Raw genomic sequence first — 15,592 nt, forward strand, 5'->3', positions numbered from 1 at the left:
ACGTCCACGAGACGATAGGTGGGCGCCCGGGGGGAGTAAATATCTTCCCGTGGCAGGTGTGAGCTAGCTCTTGTTTCGCACGGGGAAAGTCTCCAGCTCGCCGAGCAGTGCGGCCTTGTGGTCTGGGGACAGCTCGTTCCAGTGAACGTCGAGGAGTGCGCCTTCGATGGCATAGAGCAAGACTTTCGAGGCTCGGAAGCCGCGCGCGCGGACCGCGCGATAGGCTCCCACCGAGCCGAGCCGACGCAGATCGGTGGCGCTGTGGATACCCACGGCATGCAACCATTGGGTCGAGGTTTTCCCGAGGTTTTTCAGGTTCAGCAGTTCGTCGTTCATCGTCGGTCCTTGCGATGCCGCTCAGAAGCGTGATGGCGCGGAACTGCCTGGAACCGGTCCGGAGCCGACAGGGCCGGCGCGATGGAGCGAGATGGCCGACGCGAGCGGCCTTCGCCCTTACGATCCGGCGTAGGCGGTCCGGGACCGATCCTCAGCCGGCCGGGTACCTGCCAGAAGTGTAGCGGCCTCCCGGCAAAACGTGGCCTGGCGTGGTCCTTCCGCTTCTCAGGGCTCCGGCAGGTAGCGCAGGCGGGTGCCGAAGTTCACCGACATGCGGATCTCGTCCGGCGCCAGGCGCAACGGGAAATACGTACCGGATATCTGCGCATGGGCCAGGCTGGCGCCCTCCAGGCGCGCCTCGCGCAGATCCACGCCGCGCAGGTCGGCGCCGCGGAAATAGGCATCGCTGAAGTCGACGCGGGCGGCATCCAGCAGACGCAGGTCGAGGCCGCGGAAGTCGCCGCCGGCCAGGTCGATCCAGCCGTTGGCCGGCTTCTGTCGGTTGAAGCCTTCGATGTCTTCGGCGTGGAGCAGTTGGTAGAGCGGCGAGTCGAGCTGACGGGGCGAGTTCATGGGCGGCGTCCTGTGCAGAAGGCTCGCCGTGAGTATAGAAGAGCAGCGGCACGGCGCCCGCCCTGGAGGGGCGGGCGCCATGGCAGTTCGTTCAGAGACCGGGCAGGCGCTGGCGAATGCCGTCGACCAGCCCGTCGAGGCTGGCCGCGTCGTGGGTGTCTACGCGCTTGCTCTGGACCGTCTCCGCCGCTGTCAGCGGCTCGCGGGTAGCCTGCTGGGTGCGGATCACGTCGAGAGTCGCGTCGGACGGATCCTTGCCTTCCGCCTGGCGTTGCGCAAGCCAGCCGGCGATCACCGCTTCGGGCGCCTGGCAGTCGAGGATCAGGAACGGCACGCCGGTTTCTTCCGCGATGTGGCAAGCGGCCTGGCGCTGATTCTGCTTCAGGTAGGCGGCATCGATCACCACCGGATAGCCGGCCTGGAGGATCTTCGCGGCCAACTGGTGAAGGTGCGCATAGGTCGCTTCGCTGGCCTGGCTGCTATAGATGCCGGCGGCGAACTGGCCCCTGTCGTGTTCCGGCTGCTCGCCGAACAGACGCTTGCGTTCGATATCCGAGCGCAGGCGCACGGCGCCCAGAGCCTCCACCAGACGCATGGCCACCTGGCTCTTGCCGACCGCGGAGACACCATGGGTGACCGCCAGGAAGCGCGAGGGAATGGCGCTGTAGCTTTCCGCCAGGTTGGCGTAGTTGCGGTACTGGCGCAGGGTCGCGGCGCGCTGCACGGCATCGGTCTGGTAGCCGAGGCTGAACAGCGCGACCTTGGCGCGGACCATGGCGCGGTAGGCCTTGTAGAAGTTCAGCAGTTCCAGGGCCTGGTAGTCGCCGGTGTGTTCCAGATAGAGGCTGACGAAGCGTCGAGCGTGGCACTTCAGGCCGCGATCTTCCAGGTCCATCGCGAGGAAGGCGAAGTCGGCGCAGACATCGGTGAAGCGGAACGGTTCGTTGAATTCGATGCAGTCGAACAGCACTACCCTGCCGTCGATCAGCGCGGCGTTGCCCAGGTGGATGTCGCCGTGGCATTCGCGGATGAAGCCCTTCGCCTTGCGCTCCTGGAGCACCGGCAGCAGGCGTTCGAAGCTGCTTTCCGCCCAGGCTTCGAGGGCATCCAGCTGTTGCAGGTCGGCCTTGTCCTTGAGCAGCGGGCGAACCTGCTCGAAATTCTGCCGCACCGGCGCCATGCAGGACTCGGCGGTGCCCAGCGGGTGCTCCAGCGGCACCTTCGGAGTGTTCTGGTGGAAGTGCGCGATCTGCTCGGCCAGTTCGTCAATATGCTGGTTGGACAGTTCGCCGCGGCCCTGGATTGCCGCCAGCAGGTTGTCCTGCGGGAACTGGCGCATCTTCAGCAGGTATTCGATTGCCTCGCCGTCGCCGCCGATCCGCGGCGCCTCTTCGCTGCCGGTGATCGGCAGGACCTCCAGGTAGAGATCGTCGGTGAGGCGCTGGTTCAGGCGCAGCTCTTCGTTGCAATAGAAGCGGCGCTTGTCCAGGCTGGTGAAATCGAGAAAGCCGAAATCCATCGGCTTCTTGATCTTGTAGGCGTAGGGACCGGTCAACAGGACCCAGGAGATGTGCGTCTCGATGACCTCGAAGCGCTCCACCGGGTGGGGGTAGAGGGCCGGGTTCTGCAGGGCGGCGATCAGGGTCTGGCTCACGGGATATCCTTGCCTCTGAAATATGCGAAAACCCGCATTATGGCGGGAAGGGGTGACAGTGCAAACCTCGCTGGCGGATAGCAACCATTTGCCGGATCGCCGGTCGAATGCGCCGCGCTGCCGCCGCGTCTATCCACCGGGGCCGCGCAGACCGTGGATGCCGCCGATGCGGTGTCTGTCCGCTGTGGATAAAGTACGTATAATGCGCCGCCATGACGCGTCCCCGATCCCCCCGTTCCCGTAACAGCAAAGCACGCCCGGCACCCGGCCTGAACAAATGGCTCAGCTGGGCTCTCAAGCTCGGCCTCGTCGGCCTGGTGCTCCTCGCCGGCTTCGCCATCTATCTTGATGCGGTGGTGCAGGAGAAATTCTCCGGCCGGCGCTGGACCATCCCGGCGAAGGTCTATGCCCGCCCGCTGGAGCTGTTCAACGGCCTGAAGCTGAGCAGGGAAGACTTCCTGCGCGAACTCGACGCCCTCGGCTACCGTCGCGAGCCCAGCGTGAGCGGCCCTGGAACCGTATCGGTGGCGGCCAGCGCGGTCGAACTCAATACCCGTGGCTTCCAGTTCTACGAAGGCGCGGAACCGGCCCAGCGCGTGCGCGTGCGCTTCAACGGCAACTACGTCAGCGGGCTGAGCCAGGCCAACGGCAAGGAACTGGCGGTGGCGCGCCTTGAGCCGCTGCTGATCGGCGGCTTGTATCCGGCGCACCATGAGGATCGCATCCTGGTCAAGCTCGACCAGGTGCCGACCTACCTGATCGACACCCTGGTCGCGGTCGAGGATCGCGACTTCTGGAACCACCATGGTGTGTCGCTGAAGTCCGTGGCGCGGGCGGTGTGGGTCAACACCACGGCCGGCCAGTTGCGCCAGGGCGGCAGCACCCTGACCCAGCAGTTGGTGAAGAACTTCTTCCTGAGCAACGAACGCAGCCTGAGCCGCAAGATCAACGAAGCGATGATGGCGGTGCTGCTGGAGCTGCACTACGACAAGCGCGACATCCTCGAGTCCTATCTCAACGAGGTGTTCCTCGGCCAGGATGGGCAACGAGCGATCCATGGCTTCGGCCTGGCCAGCCAGTATTTCTTCAGCCAGCCGCTGGCCGAGCTCAAGCTCGACCAGGTGGCGCTGCTGGTCGGCATGGTCAAGGGACCGTCCTACTTCAACCCGCGGCGTTACCCGGATCGTGCGCTGGCGCGGCGCAACCTGGTGCTCGACGTGCTCGCCGAGCAGGGCGTGGCGACCCAGCAGGAAGTCGACGCCGCCAAGCAGCGCCCGCTCGGCGTGACCCGGCAGGGCAGCATGGCCGACAGCTCCTATCCGGCCTTCCTCGACCTGGTCAAGCGCCAGTTGCGCCAGGACTACCGCGACGAGGACCTGACCGAGGAAGGGCTGCGCATCTTCACCAGCTTCGATCCGATCCTGCAGGAGAAGGCCGAGACCTCCGTCAACGAAACGCTCAAGCGTCTCAGTGGGCGCAAGGGGGTCGACCAGGTCGAGGCGGCGATGGTCGTGACCAATCCGGAAACCGGTGAGATCCAGGCCCTGATCGGCAGTCGCGACCCGCGCTTCGCCGGCTTCAACCGGGCCCTGGACGCGGTGCGGCCGATCGGTTCGCTGATCAAGCCGGCGGTCTACCTGACCGCTCTCGAGCGGCCGAGCAAGTACACCCTGACCACCTGGGTACAGGACGAGCCCTTCGCGGTGAAAGGCCAGGACGGCCAGGTCTGGCGACCGCAGAACTACGACCGGCGCTCGCATGGCACGATCTTCCTGTACCAGGGCCTGGCAAACTCCTACAACCTGTCCACCGCCAAGCTCGGCCTCGACGTCGGTGTGCCCAACGTGCTGCAGACCGTCGCCCGGCTGGGTATCAACCGTGACTGGCCGGCCTATCCTTCGATGCTGCTGGGCGCCGGTTCGCTCAGTCCGATGGAGGTCGCCACCATGTACCAGACCATCGCCAGCGGCGGCTTCAACACGCCGTTGCGGGGGATCCGCAGCGTCCTCACTGCCGACGGCCAGCCGCTCAAGCGCTATCCGTTCCAGGTCGAACAGCGCTTCGACTCGGGCGCCGTCTACCTGGTGCAGAACGCCATGCAACGGGTCATGCGCGAAGGCACCGGGCGTTCGGTGTACAGTCAATTGCCGTCGTCGCTGACCCTCGCCGGCAAGACCGGCACCAGCAACGACTCGCGCGATAGCTGGTTCTCCGGTTTCGGCGGCGACCTCCAGGCTGTGGTCTGGCTCGGTCGCGACGACAACGGCAAGACGCCGCTTACCGGCGCCACCGGTGCCTTGCAGGTGTGGGCCAGCTTCATGCGCAAGGCGCATCCGCAATCGCTGGAAATGCCGATGCCGGAGAACGTGGTGATGGCCTGGGTCGACGCGCAGACCGGGCAGGGCTCGGCGGCGGATTGCCCGAATGCCGTACAGATGCCCTATATTCGTGGCAGCGAGCCCGCCCAGGGCCCAGGCTGCGGGAGCCAGAACCCCGCCGGCGAGGTGATGGACTGGGTACGTGGCTGGCTGAATTGATCCGAGAGGACCTGACGTGAAGAAGATTTTCGTATTCGCCGCGCTTGCCGGCAGTGCCCTGCTCGCGGGCTGTGCCAGCCCGCAGCATGGGGCGATCCCGGTGGTGGATTCCGGCACTCCGGTTTCCAACCAGGAAAGCGGCGGTTTCCGCATCACCCGTACCCAGGTACCGCGTACCCAGCAAGGCGCCGCCACCCAGGGCATTCCCCAGGGCGGCGACTCCGGCGTGGTGGTGATGGTGCCGCAGGGCGCCAATTCCGCACCGATCCAGACTTTCCCGGCGCAGTCCGGCGCCGCGCCGATCAGCAGCGCTCCGCTCGGCACCGGCACCCAGTACCAGGCTCCGCCCAGCAGCGCCTCCACGCCACCGCTGGGCGACAGCTACAACATGCCGCCCAGCGGCGCCAGTCGTTCCGCGCCCACCGGCATTCCGGCCTCCGGCTCGGCCGGCAGCCTGGCAGCCGACGAGCAGTTGGACGGGCCGGTCCTGGCGATGCTCACAACCGCCCAGCAACAGCAGGGCAGCGGCGACCTGAACAGTGCCGCCGCCAGCCTCGAGCGAGCCCAGCGCATCGCTCCGCGCGAGCCTCAGGTGCTCTATCGCCTGGCCCAGGTGCGCCTGGCCCAGGGCGATGCGGCTCAGGCCGAGCAGGTCGCGCGCCGTGGCTTGAGCTACGCCAATGGCCGGCCGACCTTGCAGGCCGGGCTCTGGGAACTGATCGCCCAGGCGCGGGAGAAGCAGGGAGACTCCGCCGGCGCTGCGCTGGCCCGGCAGAAGGCAAAGGTCAGCTCCTGATGGATCGACGGGTCTATGCGCTGGCCGACCAGTTGTTGCTGATCGAGCGTGAGTTGCGTGCCCTCGGCTGGTGGAGCGAAAGCCGCCCCGCCCCGGAAGCGCTGGCCAGCCCCGAGCCGTTCTGCGTGGATACGCTGGCGCTCGAGCAATGGCTGCAATGGATCTTCCTGCCGCGGATGAAGCTGATTCTCGAAAGCGACAGCGCCTTGCCGCAGGCCTCGGGTATCCTGGCCATGGCCGAGGTGGCCTATGCGCAGCGTGGCGAGGAAGTCGCCGGTCTGCTGGCGGCGCTTGGCGAGTTCGACCGGCTGATCGGCGGGCCGTCATGAAGCTTCGGCAGTAAAGAAAAACCCGGCTACAGGCCGGGTTTTTCTTTGCTTCAAGCAAGGCGGAGAGCCGGGTCAGCCCCCAGCTGCGGGACGGGGCTGTGTTCGCCTCAGCGGCAATTCTCCTGGATCGCCTTTTCGGCCTTGGCGATTCGCTCCTGGCGTTCTTCCTCGCCGAGGCGACGGAGTTCGCCCTTGCCTTCGTCGACCCTTACGCGCGGGTTGTTCTTCAGTTGCGCGAGGTTGTTGCGGGTCTCTTCGCAGAACTGCTTGCGCTCGGCCTCTTCCTTCGCCACTTGCTGCTTCACCTTGTCGTCGATCGCCTTCTGCTCGGGATCGGCCGGTTTCTGCTGGATGGTCGGTGCCGGGGTCGAGGGGGGCAGGGGGAAGTTGTCCGGCGGCGGGGCGGTCTGGGTATTCACCGTGGTCGCTTGCGCACCTTGCGGCGGTTGTGCGCCGAAGTGGGTGACGCCCTCGGCGTCGACCCATTTGTAGATCGGGGCGGCCATGGCGAAAGAGGAAAGGGCGAGCAACAAGCTGGCCGGGAGGATCATGCGTCGCATGCGGAGTCCTTGGAATGCGCTAACTGCGGCTAACTATAACCAAATCCGCCAGCGCGGCATGCTGCACGGCATCACAACCGCCGCCGGAGACGGCCTCGCCGTGGCAAGTCCTCGCGGGAATCATGGGCATTTTGGAAAAGTTTGCTCTAAATCGGAATTTTCTAGCCATAAAATCTGTTTTTGGTCATTGATCAGCTTTTTTATGGAAGGGTATGGCAGCTTCCTTGGAATTTTTTTTGATAATTTTCAGAATAAAGCTTGACTTGCGTTCGACGAATGCGAAGAATCCAAGCTCGCTGTAGCGGGCCGTCTGCAACCCAGTCCCCTCTCCGGCAGACCATGAGGTGCCTACCCGCGCCGAAAGTTACACCCTGCTTCGCGTTACCTCGCGCTGGGTGGAAGAGCTCCGTAACACCAGGCGCCCTTCCAAGTTTGCTCAATCGGCAGTTGACGTAGCCGGTGACTACCGTCACCCATGCTCTGCCGGGCAGCCAACCGAATTTCGGTCGCCCGCCCCTGGGTGGCCGTATAGCGTTCTAGAGGTGAAAACGTGGAGCTTTTATCTGGCGCTGAAATGGTCGTCCGCTCGTTGCGCGACGAAGGCGTTAAGTACATCTACGGGTACCCGGGTGGTGCCCTCCTGCATATCTACGACGCGCTCTTCAAGGAGCACGACGTGACCCACATCCTGGTGCGCCACGAACAGGCGGCTACCCATATGGCCGACGGCTACGCCCGCGCCACCGGCAAGCCCGGTGTCGTGCTGGTGACTTCCGGCCCGGGCGCGACCAACGCCATCACCGGTATCGCCACCGCATACATGGACTCCATCCCGATGGTGATCCTGTCGGGCCAGGTGCCGAGCAACATGGTCGGTACCGATGCGTTCCAGGAAACCGACATGGTCGGGATCTCCCGGCCGATCGTGAAGCACAGCTTCATCATCAAGCATCCCTCGGAAATTCCCGAGGTGATCAAGAAGGCCTTCTACCTGGCGCAGTCCGGTCGTCCGGGGCCGGTGGTCGTGGATATTCCGAAGGACATGGGCGACCCGACGCAGAAATTCGAATATTCCTATCCGAAGAAGGTCAAGTTGCGTTCGTACAGCCCGGCCGTTCGCGGTCACTCGGGACAGATCCGCAAGGCCGCCGAGATGCTCCTGGCCGCCAAGCGCCCGGTGGTCTATTCCGGCGGCGGCGTGATCATGGGCAATGCCGCGGCGCCGCTGACCGAGCTGGCGCAGATGCTCAACCTGCCGGTGACCAACACCCTGATGGGCCTCGGCGGGTATCCCGGCGCGGACCGCCAGTTCCTCGGCATGCTCGGGATGCATGGCAGCTTCACCGCCAACCTGGCGATGCATCACAGCGACGTGATCCTCGCGGTCGGCGCGCGTTTCGACGACCGGGTCATCAACGGTGCGGCGAAGTTCTGCCCGAACGCCAAGATCATCCACATCGACATCGATCCGGCGTCGATTTCCAAGACCATCAAGGCCGACATCCCGATCGTCGGCCCGGTGGACAGCGTTCTCACCGAAATGGTCGCGATCGTCAGGGAAATCGGCGAGACCCCGAACCAGGATGCCCAGGCTGCCTGGTGGAAGCAGATCGACGAGTGGCGTGGTAACCGTGGGTTGTTCCCGTACGACAAGGGCGACGGCAGCATCATCAAGCCGCAGACCGTCATCGAGACGCTCTACGAGGTTACCCATGGCGATGCCTTCATCACCTCCGATGTCGGCCAGCACCAGATGTTCGCCTCGCAGTACTACAAGTTCAACAAGCCCAATCGCTGGATCAACTCCGGCGGTCTCGGCACCATGGGCTTCGGCTTCCCGGCGGCGATGGGCATCAAGCTCAACTTCCCGGACGACGATGTCGCCTGCGTGACCGGCGAGGGCAGTATCCAGATGAATATCCAGGAACTGTCTACCTGCCTGCAGTACGACCTGCCGGTGAAGATCGTCAACCTGAACAATGGTGCCCTGGGCATGGTCCGCCAGTGGCAGGACATGCAGTACAACAGCCGTTATTCGCATTCCTACATGGAATCCCTGCCGGACTTCGTCAAGCTTGCCGAAGCCTACGGGCATGTCGGCATGCGCATCACCGACCTGAAGGATCTGAAGCCGAAGATGGAGGAGGCGTTCGCCATGAAGAATCGCCTGGTCTTCCTCGACATCCAGGTGGACGCCAGCGAACACGTCTATCCGATGCAGATCCGTGACGGCGCGATGCGCGACATGTGGCTGAGCAAGACGGAGCGTACCTGATCATGCGACACATCATTTCCCTGCTGCTGGAAAACGAGCCAGGCGCATTGTCCCGCGTGGTCGGCCTGTTCTCCCAACGCAACTACAACATCGAAAGCCTTACCGTGGCGCCGACCGAGGACCCGACCCTGTCGCGTCTGACGCTGACCACCGTGGGGCACGATGAGGTGATCGAGCAGATCACCAAGAACCTCAACAAGCTGATCGAAGTGGTCAAGCTGGTGGATCTGTCGGAAAGCGCCCATATCGAGCGCGAGCTGATGCTGGTGAAGGTCAAGGCCACGGGCGCCCAGCGCGCCGAGGTCAAGCGCACCACCGATATCTTCCGTGGGCAGATCGTCGACGTCACCAGTAGCGTCTATACCGTGCAACTGGCGGGTACCAGCGACAAACTGGACAGCTTCATCCAGGCCATCGGCACTGCGTCGATCCTGGAAGTGGTCCGCAGTGGCGTCACCGGCATCGCCCGTGGCGACAAGACTCTGAGCATCTGAACTGAAAGCAGGCCCGCGAGGCCTTACTGAAGGGGAATTCCCATGCGCGTTTTCTACGATAAAGACTGTGACCTCTCGATCATCCAGGGCAAGAAAGTTGCCATCATCGGCTACGGCTCCCAGGGCCACGCCCATGCCTGCAACCTGAAGGACTCCGGCGTCGACGTCACCGTGGGCCTGCGTAGCGGCTCCGCCACCGTGGCCAAGGCCGAAGCGCACGGTCTGAAGGTTGCCGACGTGAAGACCGCCGTCGCCGCAGCCGACGTGGTCATGATCCTCACCCCGGACGAGTTCCAGGGCCGCCTGTACAAGGAAGAGATCGAGCCGAACCTGAAGAAGGGCGCCACCCTGGCCTTCGCTCACGGCTTCTCCATCCACTACAACCAGGTCGTCCCGCGCGCCGACCTCGACGTGATCATGATCGCGCCGAAGGCCCCGGGTCACACCGTGCGTTCCGAGTTCGTCAAGGGCGGTGGCATCCCTGACCTGATCGCCATCTACCAGGACGCTTCCGGCAACGCCAAGAACGTCGCCCTGTCCTACGCCTGCGGCGTCGGCGGCGGTCGTACCGGTATCATCGAAACCACCTTCAAGGACGAGACCGAAACCGACCTGTTCGGTGAGCAGGCCGTTCTCTGCGGTGGTTGCGTCGAGCTGGTCAAGGCCGGTTTCGAAACCCTGGTCGAAGCCGGTTACGCGCCGGAAATGGCCTACTTCGAGTGCCTGCACGAGCTGAAGCTGATCGTCGACCTGATGTACGAAGGCGGCATCGCCAACATGAACTACTCCATCTCCAACAATGCCGAATACGGTGAGTACGTAACCGGTCCGGAGGTGATCAACGCCGAGTCCCGTGCTGCCATGCGCAACGCCCTGAAGCGCATCCAGGACGGCGAGTACGCGAAGATGTTCATTACCGAAGGTGCGGCCAACTACCCGTCGATGACTGCCTACCGCCGCAACAACGCCGCTCACCCGATCGAGCAGATCGGCGAGAAGCTGCGCGCGATGATGCCGTGGATCGCAGCCAACAAGATCGTCGACAAGAGCAAGAACTAAGCGGCTCCGGCGACAGACGAAGAAACGCGGCCCCGGCCGCGTTTTTTCGTTCTTGCCTGGCGATCTGGTATAAAGCCTGGGCCGGCGGAGTTGTCTTCCTAGTCAGAAGTGCTGTCGGCATATTCGTACCCCATCAGTTCCCAAGGAATTGTCCATGAGTGAACGTCCCGAGGAGCCGAACAAGGCCTCCGACGAAGAAAGCCTGCTGCCCATCGACGAACATATAGAAGAAGGGCACGACGCCGAAGGGCGGAAGGTTCGTCACCGCGGTATCTACCTGCTGCCCAACCTGTTCACCACGGCGGCCCTGTTTTCCGGCTTCTACGCCATCATCAATGGCATGAGCGGCCAGTTCGCCAACGCCGCCATCGCTATCTTCGTGGCCATGGTCCTCGATGGACTGGACGGCCGCGTGGCTCGCCTGACCAACACCCAGAGCGCCTTCGGCGCCGAGTACGACTCGCTGTCGGACATGGTCGCCTTCGGTGTGGCGCCGGCGCTGGTCGCCTTCGAATGGGCGCTTGGCAGCCTCGGCAAGGTCGGCTGGATGGTCGCCTTCATCTACGTTGCGGGCGCAGCCCTGCGTCTGGCTCGTTTCAACACCCAGGTCGGCAAGGCCGATAAGCGCTATTTCATCGGCCTGGCCAGTCCGGCCGCCGCGGCGCTGGTGGCGGGCACGGTATGGGCGTTCAGCGATTTCGAGATCCAGGGCGCCAAGGTTGCCTTCCTCGTCGCCCTGCTGGTCGCCGCCGCTGGTGTGCTGATGGTCAGCAACATCAAGTACCACAGCTTCAAGGATCTCGACCTGCGCGGCCGGGTGCCGTTCGTGGCGATCCTTATCGTGGTGCTGGCCTTCGCCGTGGTCTTTACCGACCCGCCGCGCATCCTCCTGTTGCTGTTCCTTGCCTACGCGGCCTCCGGTCCTGTGCAATACCTGCTGCAACTGCGTCGCCGGAAGCAGCCGAGCTGATGTAATTTCCAACGGGCTCCGTAGTCTACTGGCACAAAGCTGGTCATTGCGGAGCCCGTCATGCTGATCAAGATTCCCTCCCGTTCCGACTGTTCCGAGTCGGAAGTCACGTCCGAAACCCTCTACCTGTCCCGTCGGCGCCTGCTCGGCGCTTCCCTCGCCGGATTGGCGCTGGCCAGCGGCCTGCCACGCCTGGGCTTTGCCGACGAGCAGCGCTATGCCGGCGTCGAGTCGGTACCGGCGCCGGGCTGGTTCGCCGAAAAGCTACCGCAGACCCGCTGGCAGGCGGTGAATGTCCAGGGGGAGGCGATCACGCCATTCAAGGACGCCACCCACTACAACAATTTCTACGAGTTCGGGCCGAACAAGGGCGACCCGGCGGAAAACGCCTCGGCCCTGAAGACCGAGCCCTGGTCGGTGGTGATCGACGGCGAGGTCGGCAAGCCGGGTACCTATGCCCTCGAGGATTTCGTCAAACCCTACCAACTGGAAGAGCGCATCTATCGGCTGCGCTGCGTGGAAGCCTGGTCGATGGTGATCCCTTGGCTGGGCTTTCCCTTGGCGGACCTGCTCAAGCGGGTCGAACCCAATGGGCAGGCGAAGTTCGTCCGTTTCGAAACCCTGCAGCGTCCGGAACAGATGGTCGGCCAACGCTCCGGTTTCTCGGTGATCGACTGGCCTTATATGGAAGGCTTGCGCATGGACGAGGCGATGCATCCCCTGGCAATTCTGGCGGTGGGCATGTACGGGCGGCTGTTGCCCAACCAGAATGGCGCGCCGTTGCGCCTGGTGGTGCCGTGGAAGTATGGCTTCAAGAGCATCAAGTCTATCGTGCGTATCAGTCTGGTCCGCGAGCAGCCGAAGACCACCTGGGAAAGCATTGCCGCCAACGAGTACGGGTTCTATGCCAACGTCAATCCGCAGGTCGACCACCCGCGGTGGTCCCAGGCCCGCGAGCGGCGCCTGCCCAGTGGGTTGTTCAGTCCCAATGTGCGGGATACGCAGATGTTCAATGGCTACGGGAGTGAGGTCGCTTCCCTTTATAGCGGCATGGATCTGAGGAAGTACTACTGATGCGCTACTGGTATCTGCGCCTTGCGGTATTCCTGGGGGCGTTGGCGGTGCCGGCCTGGTGGTTGTACCAAGCCTGGATCTTTGCCCTCGGACCTGACCCGGGCAAGACCCTGGTCGATCGACTGGGGCTGGGCGCCTTGGTATTGCTGCTACTCACCCTGGCGATGACGCCACTGCAGAAGCTGAGCGGCTGGCCGGGCTGGATCGCCGTGCGCCGCCAGTTGGGGTTGTGGTGCTTCACCTATGTGCTGCTGCACCTGAGCGCTTACTGCGTGTTCATCCTGGGGTTGGACTGGGGGCAGTTGGGCATCGAGTTGAGCAAGCGTCCCTACATCATCGTGGGAATGCTTGGATTCGTCTGCCTGTTCCTGTTGGCGATCACTTCCAACCGCTTCGCCATGCGCAAGCTCGGTAGCCGCTGGAAGAAGCTGCATCGCCTGGTCTACCTGACCCTTGGGCTCGGCTTGTTGCACATGCTCTGGGTGGTGCGGGCAGACCTGGAGGAGTGGACCCTGTACGCTGTGGTTGGTGCGTCGCTCATGCTGCTGCGGCTACCCTCGATCGCTCGCCGCCTGCCCAGGCTTCGAACTCGTCACGGTGTTTCGTAATAAAAGTTTCAAATAAGTGTTGACGCCAGTTTCTATCTCCCTATAATGCGCACCACTCCCGGCGACGACGAAGAGTAAATGCTTGTAAATCAAGGATTTATGGATTCTCTCCCAGGGGTGGTGAAGCGCTTAGGCAGGTTGTTCGCCGCAGCGGTTCGGTCCCGAAAGGGGCTCGAAACGAAGCTTCGCCGAGGTGCTTGACAGCGAATTTGAACGCTGTAGAATGCGCCTCCCGCTGATCGGAAGATGGTTTGAAGGTCGGCGCAAGCGGTTGAGTAGAAAAGAAAATTTTCGAAAATAACGCTTGACGGAACGAGAGGTTGCTGTAGAATGCGCGGCCTCGGTTGAGACGAAAGCCTTGACCAACTGCTCTTTAACAAGTCGAATCAAGCAATTCGTGTGGGTGCTTGTGATGTAAGACTGGTGATCGCAAGATTATCAGCAACGCAAGTAACACTCGTGAATTCGAGAGTTTTATCTCTTTTTAAGAGAATGCGATTGCTGAGCCAAGTTTAGGGTTTTCTCAAAACCCAAGCAGTATTGAACTGAAGAGTTTGATCATGGCTCAGATTGAACGCTGGCGGCAGGCCTAACACATGCAAGTCGAGCGGATGAAGGGAGCTTGCTCCTGGATTCAGCGGCGGACGGGTGAGTAATGCCTAGGAATCTGCCTGGTAGTGGGGGATAACGTCCGGAAACGGGCGCTAATACCGCATACGTCCTGAGGGAGAAAGTGGGGGATCTTCGGACCTCACGCTATCAGATGAGCCTAGGTCGGATTAGCTAGTTGGTGGGGTAAAGGCCTACCAAGGCGACGATCCGTAACTGGTCTGAGAGGATGATCAGTCACACTGGAACTGAGACACGGTCCAGACTCCTACGGGAGGCAGCAGTGGGGAATATTGGACAATGGGCGAAAGCCTGATCCAGCCATGCCGCGTGTGTGAAGAAGGTCTTCGGATTGTAAAGCACTTTAAGTTGGGAGGAAGGGCAGTAAGTTAATACCTTGCTGTTTTGACGTTACCAACAGAATAAGCACCGGCTAACTTCGTGCCAGCAGCCGCGGTAATACGAAGGGTGCAAGCGTTAATCGGAATTACTGGGCGTAAAGCGCGCGTAGGTGGTTCAGCAAGTTGGATGTGAAATCCCCGGGCTCAACCTGGGAACTGCATCCAAAACTACTGAGCTAGAGTACGGTAGAGGGTGGTGGAATTTCCTGTGTAGCGGTGAAATGCGTAGATATAGGAAGGAACACCAGTGGCGAAGGCGACCACCTGGACTGATACTGACACTGAGGTGCGAAAGCGTGGGGAGCAAACAGGATTAGATACCCTGGTAGTCCACGCCGTAAACGATGTCGACTAGCCGTTGGGATCCTTGAGATCTTAGTGGCGCAGCTAACGCGATAAGTCGACCGCCTGGGGAGTACGGCCGCAAGGTTAAAACTCAAATGAATTGACGGGGGCCCGCACAAGCGGTGGAGCATGTGGTTTAATTCGAAGCAACGCGAAGAACCTTACCTGGCCTTGACATGCTGAGAACTTTCCAGAGATGGATTGGTGCCTTCGGGAACTCAGACACAGGTGCTGCATGGCTGTCGTCAGCTCGTGTCGTGAGATGTTGGGTTAAGTCCCGTAACGAGCGCAACCCTTGTCCTTAGTTACCAGCACCTCGGGTGGGCACTCTAAGGAGACTGCCGGTGACAAACCGGAGGAAGGTGGGGATGACGTCAAGTCATCATGGCCCTTACGGCCAGGGCTACACACGTGCTACAATGGTCGGTACAAAGGGTTGCCAAGCCGCGAGGTGGAGCTAATCCCATAAAACCGATCGTAGTCCGGATCGCAGTCTGCAACTCGACTGCGTGAAGTCGGAATCGCTAGTAATCGTGAATCAGAATGTCACGGTGAATACGTTCCCGGGCCTTGTACACACCGCCCGTCACACCATGGGAGTGGGTTGCTCCAGAAGTAGCTAGTCTAACCGCAAGGGGGACGGTTACCACGGAGTGATTCATGACTGGGGTGAAGTCGTAACAAGGTAGCCGTAGGGGAACCTGCGGCTGGATCACCTCCTTAATCGAAGATCTCAGCTTCTTCATAAGCTCCCACACGAATTGCTTGATTCACTGGTTAGACGATTGGGTCTGTAGCTCAGTTGGTTAGAGCGCACCCCTGATAAGGGTGAGGTCGGCAGTTCGAATCTGCCCAGACCCACCAATTGTTGGTGTGCTGCGTGATCCGATACGGGGCCATAGCTCAGCTGGGAGAGCGCCTGCTTTGCACGCAGGAGGTCAGGAGTTCGATCCTCCTTGGCTCCACCATCCA

At 62.2% G+C, this 15,592-nt stretch carries 14 protein-coding genes, 2 tRNA genes and 1 rRNA gene; 13 read left to right on the top strand and 4 right to left on the bottom strand.

The features are described from left to right. Positions 1–63: 63 nt before the first annotated feature. The 3 genes from FHW81_RS11455 to FHW81_RS11465 all read right to left on the bottom strand — a co-directional run bounded on the left by FHW81_RS11455 (position 64) and on the right by FHW81_RS11465 (position 2,563). Entirely contained in the window at positions 64–336 is a 273-nt protein-coding gene (locus FHW81_RS11455; RefSeq protein WP_003095094.1) for a TfoX/Sxy family protein, read from the bottom strand. 225 nt (positions 337–561) lie between these two features. Then, positions 562–909, bottom strand: a complete 348-nt coding sequence (locus FHW81_RS11460) for a pentapeptide repeat-containing protein (RefSeq protein ID WP_106120551.1) — start codon at positions 907–909, stop codon at positions 562–564. 91 nt (positions 910–1,000) lie between these two features. Next, positions 1,001–2,563: a bifunctional aminoglycoside phosphotransferase/ATP-binding protein gene (locus FHW81_RS11465; protein ID WP_003095088.1), complete on the bottom strand. Its 1,563-nt coding sequence runs from the start codon at positions 2,561–2,563 to the stop codon at positions 1,001–1,003. Positions 2,564–2,775: 212 nt separating this feature from the next. Between FHW81_RS11465 and mrcB the strand changes: the two genes are divergently transcribed. The 3 genes from mrcB to FHW81_RS11480 are packed head-to-tail and all read left to right on the top strand — an operon-like array spanning position 2,776 to position 6,225. Further along, entirely contained in the window at positions 2,776–5,100 is a 2,325-nt protein-coding gene (gene mrcB / locus FHW81_RS11470; protein ID WP_004352653.1) for a penicillin-binding protein 1B, read from the top strand. Between the two features lie 16 nt (positions 5,101–5,116). Continuing rightward, complete coding sequence (gene lpoP, locus FHW81_RS11475; RefSeq protein ID WP_010793750.1) at positions 5,117–5,896, top strand: penicillin-binding protein activator LpoP; 780 nt, start codon at positions 5,117–5,119, stop codon at positions 5,894–5,896. Next, positions 5,896–6,225 carry a YqcC family protein gene (locus FHW81_RS11480; RefSeq protein ID WP_003123490.1) on the top strand — a complete coding sequence of 110 codons (330 nt, stop codon included), beginning with the start codon at positions 5,896–5,898 and terminating at the stop codon, positions 6,223–6,225. The genes lpoP and FHW81_RS11480 overlap by 1 nt, the downstream gene beginning before the upstream one ends. A gap of 107 nt (positions 6,226–6,332) precedes the next feature. Here FHW81_RS11480 and FHW81_RS11485 read toward each other — a convergent pair whose 3' ends face one another. Continuing rightward, positions 6,333–6,785 carry a DUF4124 domain-containing protein gene (locus FHW81_RS11485; RefSeq protein ID WP_003095076.1) on the bottom strand — a complete coding sequence of 151 codons (453 nt, stop codon included), beginning with the start codon at positions 6,783–6,785 and terminating at the stop codon, positions 6,333–6,335. Here FHW81_RS11485 and FHW81_RS11490 point away from each other — a divergent pair. The 10 genes from FHW81_RS11490 to FHW81_RS11535 all read left to right on the top strand — a co-directional run bounded on the left by FHW81_RS11490 (position 6,775) and on the right by FHW81_RS11535 (position 15,588). After that, the gene (locus tag FHW81_RS11490; RefSeq protein WP_152934532.1) at positions 6,775–7,047 is read left to right on the top strand and encodes a hypothetical protein; all 273 of its coding nucleotides are present in this window, start codon (positions 6,775–6,777) and stop codon (positions 7,045–7,047) included. The genes FHW81_RS11485 and FHW81_RS11490 overlap by 11 nt on opposite strands. Positions 7,048–7,335: 288 nt before the next feature. Next, positions 7,336–9,060, top strand: a complete 1,725-nt coding sequence (locus FHW81_RS11495; RefSeq protein ID WP_003095071.1) for an acetolactate synthase 3 large subunit — start codon at positions 7,336–7,338, stop codon at positions 9,058–9,060. Between the two features lie 2 nt (positions 9,061–9,062). Beyond that, positions 9,063–9,554 carry an acetolactate synthase small subunit gene (gene ilvN, locus FHW81_RS11500; RefSeq protein ID WP_003095069.1) on the top strand — a complete coding sequence of 164 codons (492 nt, stop codon included), beginning with the start codon at positions 9,063–9,065 and terminating at the stop codon, positions 9,552–9,554. A gap of 42 nt (positions 9,555–9,596) precedes the next feature. Then, positions 9,597–10,613: a ketol-acid reductoisomerase gene (gene ilvC / locus FHW81_RS11505; RefSeq protein WP_003095066.1), complete on the top strand. Its 1,017-nt coding sequence runs from the start codon at positions 9,597–9,599 to the stop codon at positions 10,611–10,613. Positions 10,614–10,767: 154 nt separating this feature from the next. Next, complete coding sequence (pssA, locus tag FHW81_RS11510) at positions 10,768–11,583, top strand: CDP-diacylglycerol--serine O-phosphatidyltransferase (RefSeq protein ID WP_003095061.1); 816 nt, start codon at positions 10,768–10,770, stop codon at positions 11,581–11,583. A 60-nt stretch (positions 11,584–11,643) separates the two neighbouring features. After that, entirely contained in the window at positions 11,644–12,657 is a 1,014-nt protein-coding gene (msrP, locus tag FHW81_RS11515; protein WP_003116065.1) for a protein-methionine-sulfoxide reductase catalytic subunit MsrP, read from the top strand. Next, positions 12,657–13,265, top strand: a complete 609-nt coding sequence (gene msrQ, locus FHW81_RS11520) for a protein-methionine-sulfoxide reductase heme-binding subunit MsrQ (RefSeq protein WP_003116064.1) — start codon at positions 12,657–12,659, stop codon at positions 13,263–13,265. Before msrP ends, msrQ begins: the two co-directional genes overlap by 1 nt. 542 nt (positions 13,266–13,807) lie before the next feature. After that, a 16S ribosomal RNA gene (locus tag FHW81_RS11525) occupies positions 13,808–15,343 on the top strand. 64 nt (positions 15,344–15,407) lie between these two features. Next, positions 15,408–15,484 (top strand) — tRNA-Ile (locus FHW81_RS11530). Positions 15,485–15,512: 28 nt separating this feature from the next. Next, positions 15,513–15,588, top strand: a tRNA-Ala gene (locus FHW81_RS11535). Positions 15,589–15,592 lie beyond the last annotated feature (4 nt).

It is taken from the genome of Pseudomonas sp. RC10-4-2 (assembly GCF_050433085.1).
Classification (GTDB): Bacteria; Pseudomonadota; Gammaproteobacteria; order Pseudomonadales; family Pseudomonadaceae; genus Pseudomonas; species Pseudomonas aeruginosa.

Coding starts and splice junctions, on each gene's coding strand:
- FHW81_RS11455 (WP_003095094.1), bottom strand. CDS start 336: ATGAACGACGAACTGCTGAACCTGAAAAACCTCGGGAAAACCTCGACC.
- FHW81_RS11460 (WP_106120551.1), bottom strand. CDS start 909: ATGAACTCGCCCCGTCAGCTCGACTCGCCGCTCTACCAACTGCTCCAC.
- mrcB (WP_004352653.1), top strand. CDS start 2,776: ATGACGCGTCCCCGATCCCCCCGTTCCCGTAACAGCAAAGCACGCCCG.
- FHW81_RS11480 (WP_003123490.1), top strand. CDS start 5,896: ATGGATCGACGGGTCTATGCGCTGGCCGACCAGTTGTTGCTGATCGAG.
- FHW81_RS11490 (WP_152934532.1), top strand. CDS start 6,775: ATGCGTCGCATGCGGAGTCCTTGGAATGCGCTAACTGCGGCTAACTAT.
- FHW81_RS11485 (WP_003095076.1), bottom strand. CDS start 6,785: ATGCGACGCATGATCCTCCCGGCCAGCTTGTTGCTCGCCCTTTCCTCT.
- ilvN (WP_003095069.1), top strand. CDS start 9,063: ATGCGACACATCATTTCCCTGCTGCTGGAAAACGAGCCAGGCGCATTG.
- ilvC (WP_003095066.1), top strand. CDS start 9,597: ATGCGCGTTTTCTACGATAAAGACTGTGACCTCTCGATCATCCAGGGC.
- pssA (WP_003095061.1), top strand. CDS start 10,768: ATGAGTGAACGTCCCGAGGAGCCGAACAAGGCCTCCGACGAAGAAAGC.
- msrP (WP_003116065.1), top strand. CDS start 11,644: ATGCTGATCAAGATTCCCTCCCGTTCCGACTGTTCCGAGTCGGAAGTC.
- msrQ (WP_003116064.1), top strand. CDS start 12,657: ATGCGCTACTGGTATCTGCGCCTTGCGGTATTCCTGGGGGCGTTGGCG.